This is a genomic window from Allobosea sp. TND4EK4 (genome assembly GCF_900156025.1).
In the GTDB taxonomy this organism is placed as follows: Bacteria; Pseudomonadota; Alphaproteobacteria; order Rhizobiales; family Beijerinckiaceae; genus Allobosea.
Map to the genome: position 1 here is coordinate 37,964 of NZ_FTMO01000023.1, position 10,007 is coordinate 47,970.

Sequence of the window (10,007 nt, forward strand, 5' to 3'; positions counted from 1 at the left end):
GCGGTTGAGCCGAACTGTGGTATAAGGACTTAAGGTGGAGCGGCCTCGACCGCTGCCGAAAATCAGATCGCTGGGAGAGAATTCTTGCTTCCATCCATGACGCAGATGCCCTTGCGGTTCTGGGACCGCAACAAGCACATGTCCTGGCTCAAAGCGAACCTCGCGGCGCGGCGGATCCAGAATGACCCGAGCACGCTCTTGCATCTCAGGCGCCACCTCGATGCCTGGCGCGATGATCCGGGCGATGCGCTCACCATTCGCGTCTGGGACGACATCCTCGCGCAGGGGGCTGACGCCGTCGTGCAGCGCATCACTGCTCTCGACGAAGATGGCGAACTGGCGCGCGACACGATGCCTCCTGGCATCGTCCTCGATGAAGCCGAGATCGTCGCCTGTATCGCTGAACGTCGCCGGCAGGAGGTCCTAGGCCTCGTCGTCTACGGTTCGGACAGCTGACGTCATGGCGATGAATCGGGCAAAACTCGACCTCCTCCTGAAGGCGGCGGCCCATCGCTCCAAGCAGAACCGTTTCGTGCTCGTCGGCTCGGCCGCGGTCCTTGTTCGCGCCAAGAACATCCCGGCCGTCATGCTGATGACGAACGAGATCGACATCTACGCGCCGGACGCCGAGGATATCGAAGCGGTGTCGGAAGATCTTTCCGCTTTCCTGGGTGAGGGGACCGTGTTCGCCGATGTGAACCGATGCCACATCGATGGCGTCAGCCCCACAACGAGCAAGATGCCTTTCGACTGGCCATCCCGAACCTTGGAATATCATGGGACGGGATGCCCCGATGTGGTCGCTATCGTACCTGACCTCAACGACATCGCGATCGCCAAGATGATCGCCTGGCGGGACAAGGACCAAACCTGGCTCGCTGCCGGAGTCCGCAACGGGGTAATCGACGCTTCTACGATGCACGGCCGCATAGACCGCGTGCCGTCGGCTCTCACGAGCGACATACCTCGCCATGAACTGGAGCGTCGCCTCGACGAGATGGAGCGCTTTACCGGCCGGCCTGGAACGGTGGCCACGATTCATGAGATCCTCGCCATCTCGAGGATCGGCCCTGGAGAGGATGACGGCTCCGTCAGAATCCAGTGGGGAGACCGGGAAGAGCCGGCCGATGCGCAAAAGCAGGGAACGCTGTTGACCTATCCGGCATTAGCGAAGGATCTCGCCATGAAGGCGTGGCGGTTGCGCAATTTCGCAGAAGTAGAGCGATGGGAAGCTGATGGCCGCCCCGGCAAGCGGCCGGATCTTGACGCTCCCAGCAGGGGATGGGTCGAGTTGCGGGAAGACGCCTCCTAGGAAGCGCCTCCTCTTCTCTGGATCTCTCTCTTCACGTTCTGCATCCCGATATAGGCCAGCGTCGTCCAGAACAGCGTCCCGCCATTGGGGTCGATCCACTGCGTTTCCGTGAAGCTTCTGGCGAAAGTCGCGAAGAACAAGGCCGTCCAGAAGAATCCCAAGGGGGGCATGCCGCGCACCGCCATTGCAAGAGGGTCGAAAAGCCCTTTCACAATGAAGAACAACGCGATGCAGAAGCCAACAAGCCCAGTCTGGAACCAGATGTCGAGATAGGCGTTGTGCGCGTGCGCAATCAGCCAGCCACCTCGTGCCCATAGATTCGCTCTTATCGCGGAATCAGCGTTCCAGAAGGCGTGGCCGTAACCTATGATCGGTCGCTCCTTGATGAGCTCGATGATCATCGGCCAGATTTCGGATCGGCCGGTCAACGTCGTGGATCGCCCGATCAAAGCGAAGATATCCTCCGAAAATACCAGACCGACGCAAATCGCGGTCATTGTGGCAAAAAATACCCACAGGCTGGCGAGTTTCTCGAATTTACTGGAAGAATTGTTCACCATCGCCAAAAGAATGACAAATGCTGCCGTGCTTATCGTCGCAATCATCGCCGTTGCGGATTGCGACATCACCAACATTATGGGAGACATGAATAATAAATATAGTCGAATATGTTTATAGTTTGTTTTCCAGAAATTAGAGTAGTATGCTACGATGAAGCCATAATTCATCAGGGCGCCCAAAAAATTCTTCTGCATCATGGCGCCGCGCCAAGCGCTTTCGTAGCCCATCAGAGTGCTGTTGTACCCGATGCGCGGAAACGCAACGATGCAGATGAGCGAGATGGTGATCGATATCGCGAAGGCTTGCGTCAGGAGGCTGATGATCTCCGCGGGCTTCATCCGGGCGCTGATATAGGCTGCGCCGAGAACGATGACGAACACCCGGCCGGTCGTATTGAAGGCAGCCGTCGGTGTAGGCGCCCACAGGCACGTCACGAATGCCCAGATGATGAAGGCGAATATCGGCAGGGCCTTGATCACCGTCGCAAGCACAGGCTTGTAGCGCGCGAAGCAGAGCATCGCGAGCCCAGCGGCGCTGGGATAGAAGGTGAGCTTTCCGATATCGAACGCGGCGAGCGGAGAGGGGGCTCCGCCTTCGCTGAAAGAAGAGGCGGGCAGGACGAGCGTCCCCATGGCCGGGAAGACGATCAGGAAGAGCAGGAAAGCATGCTCCAGAGAGCCCACGGTGTCCCGGCTCGACCTCGCCGGGGCGGCCTTGCGTGCCGACGCAGGCATGGAACCGGCGGCTGTCGATGCCGCGGTGGTTCGGGGCATCACGACATACCTCTCGGCGAGGCTGCCCGGAGCAGATGCCGGAACAGGGTCACGAGCCGCCCCTCGACGGCGACATGATAGGCGATGCCGGCCAGGATCGCGACGCTGGCGAGGGCAACCACCACCACCTCCAACGGAACATCCGGCCGCAAGCGGCTGGCGCCATGCACGGCGAGGGACAGCGCAACCGGGTGCACGAGATAGACGGCATAGGACGCGCGGCCGAAGAGGCGCAGCATGGGCGGCAGGATGATGGGGCGCTTCCTCTCATGTTCGACAATGGCCGCCAGCATCGCCGCTGACGCCGCGCCGAAGACGACGCGGCCCCAGAAGGGATGGGTGGACATCGGGGTCGGCAGCAGCATCGCCGTCATGAAGACCGCGATCCCGGCGCAAAACAGCCATGGCGGAGCCGGAACGCGCCAGCGCCGCAGCAGCAGCGCAACGGCGACGCCCATGACGAACTGGAGGTTATAAGGGCTGAGGACGAAGGAGAGTGCGAAGGGCAGGTCGCCGATGGCCTGTGCTGCGACGATGCCGATCGTCCATAGCGGCAGCAGCCACAAGGCGGCGCGTCCGGCGACGATGATCGCGCCGAAGATGGCGTAGAAGAAGATCTCGTGGACGAGGGTCCAGGCGACGCCGAGAACGGGTGGCAGGGGATAGGGCAGCAGAAGCGTCGACATGACGACGTTTGCGGCGTCCCGCTGGCTGGGAATGCCGGCTGCGGGAAAGAGCTGATACAGGACGATAAGCGGCAAGAGGATGCCCCAATAGGGCGGATAGATCCTCAGGAAGCGCTTCTGCGCATAGTTTCCCAATCGATTCCTGCGTCCGAGATCGTCGAAATGCATCCAGCAGATGATGAAGCCGCTCAGGACGAAGAAGAAATCCACCCCGACATGAAAGCGCTCCAGATGGCTGCCGAAGGCCTCGTGCCCGAAAAAGCGCGGCTGTGCGACGATGTTTCCGGCATGATGAAGCACGACGAGGGCCGCCGCCACGCCGCGGCCGAGCTCGATGCCGGTGAAGATCTGCCGTCCTGGCCTGGTGCCGCCTTCCGCCTGCGTGGCGGGATGGGCCGCCACAGAGGCTGCATTCTCCGCGCTGCTCGACCTGTCGGACGTCAGAGTGGGCTGCACGTGATCTCAGGTCCCGGTCGCGGCCATAGGCGGGCAGGAAGGTCGACAGCGCCGCGATGCCAGCAGAGATGGCAGGCGACCTTGCGTGCGATGTTGCTTCGCACCATAACGTAAGGTTCGGGGGGTGCAAGCCTCGTCTGGCGCCGGGCAGACAGGTGCGGCCAATGCGTGCAGCCTGTTCAGCGTGCACTGCGCTCCGGAGCCGTCCTTTGCCCAGGCACGGTAACAGGCTGGGAGGCAAGGTCACGTGAGGTTGATGATCCATCCGGCGGCCCGCGGCGGAATCCTCACCGTCGTCGAGAACTACGCCGCGAGCGGCTTCACCGATGCCGATACGCGCTTCATACAGACCTATCGCGATGCGGGGTTCCTCCGCCGTCAGCTGATCTTCCTCCAGGCGCTGGCGGCCTGCCTGCGCGCTTTCGTATCCGGCCGGGCCAGTCTTGCGCATATTCACGCCGCTGCCCGCGGAAGTTTCTGGCGGAAGGCGATGATCGCGCGCCTCGCCGCGGCTTTTCGCGTGCCGGTGATCTTCCATCTGCACGGCTCCGAGATGAAGCTGTTCTACAGCCAGCAGCCTTCCTGGCGCAGGCGGCTCATCGGCCGCGTCCTGACCCGCGCCAGCCATGTCGTTGTGCTGTCCGACAGCTGGGCTGACTTCGTCGCGGACGTGGCACCGGGGGCGAGGGTCACCGTCGTGCCGAACTATGTCGAGGTCGGTCCGGAAGCCAAGCCCGCCGTGGCGCCCGTTGAGATTCTGTTCCTCGGACTCGTCGGACCGCGAAAGGGCACATTCGACCTGCTGCGCGCCTTCGCCAAGGCGCGGCAGGACTTCCCCGCGATGCACCTGACCATCGGTGGAAACGGTGACATCGAGGAGGCGTCGAGGCTCATCGACGAGCTCGGGCTGGGAGATAGCGTTCGCATGGCGGGTTGGGTCGGACCACAGGAGAAGCATGCGCTCCTGTCGAAGGCTGCCATCTATGTCCTGCCATCCCATAATGAAGGCCTCCCGATGAGCGTCCTCGAGGCGATGTCATATGGCATTGCCACGGTCACCACGCGCGTCGGCGGCCTGCCCGAAGCGATCACCGACGGCGTCGACGGACTTTTGATCGAGCCGGGAGACATCGATGCGCTTCGTGCCTCCATCGTCGATCTCTGCCGGGACGAAGAGGCCCGGAAAGCGATCGGCCAGGCGGCCCGCCAGCGCATCGTGACTCATTACAGTGCTGAAGCCGCGCTGCCGAGACTGGCGCAGCTGTACGAGAGCGTCACGCGAGATCGCTAGATCGCAGCCCGCTTTTGCGCGATGGCGATGGTCCCTGCACGCGACGTTCGCTTTCGGCGTCGCGCTCAAGGCAGCGGGCCGTCAGATGAAAGACAACTCGCTCTCGTCGATCACCAGGCATGTCAGGCGGCTGGTGATGTAGGCACCGGTGTCGATGTTGATGCGATTGGCGTGGATTTCCGGTTGGACGACGCGCGAATGGCCGTGCACGATCATCGCTCCAAAGTCATCGCCATGGGTAAGAAACTCGTCCCGGATCCATAGGATATCGTCCGAAACCTGTTGATCCAGCGGCACCCCGGGGCGCACGCCGGCATGAACGAAGAGAAAGTCGCCACAGATCTGCGTGAGCGGCAGCGTTTTCAAGAAGTCGAGATGCGCATCCGGCATCGCGCGACGAAAAGCCTCCGCCAAAGCGGGGAACCGACTGGGATCGTCGCCCGACGGTGGAAGGATACCGTAGGACATCAGCGTCTCGGCTCCGCCGAGCCGCTTCCAATCGGCGTAGGTTTTCGGATCGCTCAGGAAGCCGAGCAGGATCGCCTCGTGATTGCCTGCCAGCGCAACGACCCTGGAGGTCTGGCGCCGCTGCAAAATCAATTCGAGAACATCGCGCGATTGCGGGCCCCTGTCGACGTAGTCTCCAAGCAGGATCGTGGTCGGCCGCTGTGCCGGCCGCGCAGCGATGTCAGCGTCGATCGCCGCGAATTTCTGGCGGAGCAGGTCGGCGCGACCGTGAATGTCCCCAATAGCGTAGATGCGTTCGCCTTCCGGAATGCGCGGCTGTAACAGCCTTGCGGGAGCAGCCTGACCTTCCGCTGGGCGATTGGCGGGCGGGCGCCCGCGCATGCGGCGGTAGAAGGCGCTTATCGCGCCGGGCGGGCTTGGCCGCACCGGTATCGGCGACCGGCCAGAGGACGATGCGCGATGCCGAAAGAACGTGGAGGCTCTGCTGCTCATGTCCGTCCCATGCGCCGCGGCTAGCGAAAACGGCGAGCGCGGTCCCGTTCGGCCGACGGATCATCCCGGATTCCGGGTAGTTCGAGTTCCAAGCCCACACGCCCCAGATAGGAAGGGAACCATTTCAATGTGTCCGGATCGAGTCCCGTCAGTGCGGCGACCAACGTTTCGCGCCGGGCGACATCGGCTCTGGCCAGCACGCGCGACGCATGGTCGAACAGTCCGGCTTTCAGCAGATCGCGCCATTCCTCCAGGATCTCCGCTCTGACCTGGGAGGAAACCAGTGCAAGGACGCGTGTAGCCGCTTCGTTGCGCATCAGAGCGGTCCAAGCCTCACGCGGGGCCGTTGAATAGGACATTTCAAGATAAGACAGGGCCCGCTCGGTCGGGCCAAACCGATTGACCTCGACCCAGTACAGCGCAAACCACGCGAAGCCCAGCGTTGGTGAGCATCCCAGCAGGGACGAGGCGGAGCGCTTTAGAGCTTCGAGCCCCGCGTCGGCATCAGCGGCGCCGGCCGACAATGCCCGCTCCGCTGAGACGGCCCGCAGAAGTGCGGCGCCCTGCAGGGCGGCAACCGAGCACCAGCGATCCGCCTGGAATGTGTCCGCCCGGTCGGCAAAATCCCTGAGGGCCTCTTCGCGAAAAGGCTCCTTCATCATCAGCCGGGGGGACAAAGCCGCGAAAGGCGAGGCGCGCAAGGTCTCGGGAAGGGAAGCTGCGGCAGCGCCTAGCGCGAGCAATCCGACAGTCACACCGATAGTCCTGGCGTATCGTTCGGCCAGCCGGGACCTAGGCGTCTTCATGGTAGTAATTGCGGTAATATCGCCCTTTATAGTTCTCGATACGCCGCAGCATGGTGGCATTGGCCTTGTTGAGGATCGCTCCCACGGCTCGGGAGTGAAGGGCTTCGTGGCTTCCCACGACTTCCTCGATCATCTCCTTGCGGGTCCGTCCCCATTCGATCACCAGGACGAACCCGTCGATCAGGTGGCTGACGGCCTTGACGTCCACGACGGGCGCGACAGGCGGCAGGTCCACAATGACATAGGCATACTGGGTTCGCAGCCGCGCCAACAGATCAGCCATGGCCTGCGAGGAAATCAGCTCAGCGGTATGGCTGATACGGCCTTTCGCGACGACCGGCAGAACATGCAGCCCCGTGACGGGGTCCGTCCACAGAACCTCTTCCAGCTTGCGCTTGCCGGTGAGGACCTCGATCAATCCCTCTGTGGCATCCGGCGTGAGCGCCCGGGTCAGCGACGGGTTGCGAAGGTCTCCATCGAGGATGATCGCCCGCTGGCCGGTATGCGCGATCAACTGGGCGATATTGCTGGAAATCGTCGTCTTGCCCTCGTTGGGGACCGCAGAGGTGACGCCGACAATGCGCGAAGGCCGCTCGAAAAGCTTGATGTCGACCGCCACCTTTGCGCTCCGCAGCGTTTCGGTAAAGCGCGCGAAGGGGGCATCGACGACGTAACGCAGCAGGCCGAGCGACGGGGCCAGCCGGCGATTGGCGGTATCGGCTTTGGCCTCGCCCGCCGACACGGCGGTCTTGGGCAGGTCCGGCGTGACGCCGAGGCATTCGACCCCGGCATACTGCTGCACCTGGGCGGAAGTTCGGATGACGTTGTCGAGACGCTCGCGCGCGATCGCTGCCCCGCAGCCCATCAACAGGCCCAGGACAAGGCTGCCGCCGAGCACGAGCGCCGATTTCGGAGCGCTCTTCGAGAGCGGCTCGGTGGCGGCGGTGATGACGCGCGCTTCGCTGATCGGGAAGGTCTGCTGCTGCGTCGCCTCCATGAAGCGCTGAAGGAAGTTGTCGTACAGATTGCGATAGGATTGCGAGGTGCTCTCCAGGTCGCGCAGCTTGATCTGGGCCTGTCCAGTCAAGGTCGCCTGGCCGACGAGAGACGCCAGGCTCATGTCGAGCGATGCTTCCCTTGCCCGCGCAATCTCGTAGTCGCTGCGATAGGTCTGCGCGATCCGCCGGACCTCGTCTGCGATGGAACGCTGAATCTCGCGCATCTGGTTGCGGAGGTTGACCGTTGCCGTATGCGCGCTGCCATAACGGGCTGACCAGTCCGCCTCACGCGCCGACAGATCGAGAAACTGCGCCCGCAGCCGCGTGATGACGTCGTTCTTCAAAGCGTCGGCGACCGTGGCGTCCGGCACGCCACTGGCTGCGATCTGATCGATCCTGTCGAGCCTGGCTTTGGCTTCCGCCGTTGCAGCCCGGGACGCCACGATCTGTGTGTTCACATCGGTCAGTTGCTGGTCGCTCATCAGGCCTCGGCCTGTATCGACGATGTTGTTCTCAGCCTTGAACGCCTGTACCGCCGAATCGGCCTGGCTGGCCTGCGTTCTGAGCTCGGTCATCCGATCCTGAAGCCAGCGGCTTGCCCGCTTCGTGGCCTGATATTTGGCATCGAGCTCGCCGACCATGTACGCATCCGCGATGGCATTGGCGATTTCCGCGGCGCGAGCCGGATTCAACGATGTGTAGGAGATGTCGATCGCGTAGCTGGTTCCGACACGCTTGATCGTCAAATTGCGCAGGAAATAGCCGATGGCCTGCCGCTCGACGTGATAGTCGGAGGGCGGCGGGCCGGAGGGAAGGAGCGCGCCTAGGACCGTCCGGACAAGCCCTTTGCCCCCCTGACCGTTGAATTCCGGATCCGAGGTCAGTTTGAGATCCTTGATGACGGACAGGGCCACGGATTCCGATTTGAGGATCTCTGTCTGGCTCTCGATCGCGCTGGCATCGATCTGCAGGTCGCCTACCACCTGCTGCGTCTGCAGCAACTGGTTCTTGCGCGCGTCGATCATCACCGTGGTCGTCGCGGTGAATTTCGGGGCGGCGGTGAAAAGATAGCCGACGCCGAGCAACAGAAACAGGGCGACAGAACCCGCGATCAGCGGCCACTGCCGGCGCAGCGTACCGATGACCGCGCCGATGTCGAACAACGCCAGGATCGGATCGACGCGGAATTCGGCATCGCCTTTTCCGTACGCGTCCGGATTGCGTGTCAGCATGCGCCCCTATCCGTCATTCTTCGCTGGGCCGCTTCGCCGCCCCATCGCGCCGGATGCAGACTCATGGACTGACCGAAGTCACAGCCCGTCGTGTTGTGAGAGTCGGCGCAATTCCGGAGCCGGTGCTGAAAGAAAAAGCGGAGCCCGCAACCGTGCTGGAATCGGAGGTTCGCGTAAACCCGCCGCCTCCGCCCGAGCTTCCGCCGCCCTGGCCAAGTCCTGCTCCACCCAGGGAGCCGCCGCCACCCGCGGCACCGCCAGCACCCGCACCCACTGCCGTCGTGCGCACATCGCCGGCAGCAGCCTGGAAGGCGAGGATCAGCGACGCGCTGTCTGTGCCCAGCGCACTGGTCTGAATGAGTTGCGCTGTCTGCGGCTCGCGGGAAGCGCATATGGCTGCTGCTTGAGCGAGGCCCGTTCCAATGCTTCCCGCCTGTCCAGGCGTGCTGCCGCGGCTCATCCCTGCGAGTGCCGCGATAACGGAGGCGTCCGAGGTGGCGAGATTCCGAACCTCCGAAACCAGCGCTCCGCCGGCCTCGGGGAAACGTGCCAGGAACGCCTGCGGATTTGCCTTGAAAGCCTCGATCGCAGCCGGAGAGGCTGGAGATGGCGACACGCATGCGGCTTGTGCACTGCCGAACGTCGCCGCAAAAGCCAATGCCGCAGCCGCCAACGTCCCGTTGCGCGCGCTCATACGCTTATCTCCAAATAGCCGCTCTCTCCAGTATCATAAGCGTCTATTCGGTGCAACCGAACGTCTTTAATCATGGAGTTGCATCTTGATGCTCAAGCTTTGTCCAGCCATGCGCCGATCTGATGCTTCATGCTGCGCTGCAACGTAAGCGCCCCGCCAGCACCCTATGGATTAGGGGTTGAGGATTTCCGGAAGCGCCACGGCATGAGATCTTCGACGCCGCTTTGCGGGTGGCCGT

At 62.9% G+C, this 10,007-nt stretch carries 9 protein-coding genes; 3 read left to right on the forward strand and 6 right to left on the reverse strand.

Annotation, left to right across the window (positions count from 1 at the left end; all coding sequences use genetic code 11):
* The first annotated feature begins 96 nt into the window (after window positions 1-96).
* Together BW981_RS20070 and BW981_RS20075 are read left to right on the forward strand one after the other, a co-directional pair.
* Complete coding sequence (locus BW981_RS20070; protein ID WP_076442438.1) at window positions 97-456, forward strand: hypothetical protein; 360 nt, start codon at window positions 97-99, stop codon at window positions 454-456.
* Between the two features lie 4 nt (window positions 457-460).
* The gene (locus BW981_RS20075; RefSeq protein ID WP_076442440.1) at window positions 461-1,312 is read left to right on the forward strand and encodes a DUF6036 family nucleotidyltransferase; all 852 of its coding nucleotides are present in this window, start codon (window positions 461-463) and stop codon (window positions 1,310-1,312) included.
* Here BW981_RS20075 and BW981_RS20080 read toward each other — a convergent pair.
* Together BW981_RS20080 and BW981_RS20085 are read right to left on the reverse strand one after the other, a co-directional pair.
* The gene (locus tag BW981_RS20080) at window positions 1,309-2,646 is read right to left on the reverse strand and encodes an O-antigen ligase family protein (RefSeq protein ID WP_083712518.1); all 1,338 of its coding nucleotides are present in this window, start codon (window positions 2,644-2,646) and stop codon (window positions 1,309-1,311) included. The genes BW981_RS20075 and BW981_RS20080 overlap by 4 nt on opposite strands.
* Window positions 2,646-3,788 carry an acyltransferase family protein gene (locus BW981_RS20085; protein ID WP_083712519.1) on the reverse strand — a complete coding sequence of 381 codons (1,143 nt, stop codon included), beginning with the start codon at window positions 3,786-3,788 and terminating at the stop codon, window positions 2,646-2,648. The genes BW981_RS20080 and BW981_RS20085 overlap by 1 nt, the downstream gene beginning before the upstream one ends.
* Before the next feature lie 256 nt (window positions 3,789-4,044).
* Here BW981_RS20085 and BW981_RS20090 point away from each other — a divergent pair, with 256 nt between their 5' ends.
* Window positions 4,045-5,079, forward strand: coding sequence for a glycosyltransferase family 4 protein (locus BW981_RS20090; RefSeq protein ID WP_244560400.1), 1,035 nt, complete (start codon window positions 4,045-4,047; stop codon window positions 5,077-5,079).
* Window positions 5,080-5,160: 81 nt separating this feature from the next.
* On the opposite strand, the gene BW981_RS20095 is transcribed toward BW981_RS20090, so the two are convergent.
* The 4 genes from BW981_RS20095 to BW981_RS22760 all read right to left on the reverse strand — a co-directional run bounded on the left by BW981_RS20095 (window position 5,161) and on the right by BW981_RS22760 (window position 9,769).
* Window positions 5,161-6,039, reverse strand: a complete 879-nt coding sequence (locus tag BW981_RS20095; RefSeq protein WP_244560399.1) for a metallophosphoesterase family protein — start codon at window positions 6,037-6,039, stop codon at window positions 5,161-5,163.
* 20 nt (window positions 6,040-6,059) lie between these two features.
* Complete coding sequence (locus tag BW981_RS20100; RefSeq protein ID WP_139333865.1) at window positions 6,060-6,740, reverse strand: hypothetical protein; 681 nt, start codon at window positions 6,738-6,740, stop codon at window positions 6,060-6,062.
* Between the two features lie 91 nt (window positions 6,741-6,831).
* On the reverse strand, window positions 6,832-9,075 hold the full coding sequence (locus BW981_RS20105; RefSeq protein ID WP_076442450.1) for a polysaccharide biosynthesis tyrosine autokinase: 2,244 nt from the start codon (window positions 9,073-9,075) through the stop codon (window positions 6,832-6,834).
* A gap of 61 nt (window positions 9,076-9,136) precedes the next feature.
* Complete coding sequence (locus tag BW981_RS22760) at window positions 9,137-9,769, reverse strand: hypothetical protein (protein WP_139333866.1); 633 nt, start codon at window positions 9,767-9,769, stop codon at window positions 9,137-9,139.
* Window positions 9,770-10,007: the final 238 nt, after the last annotated feature.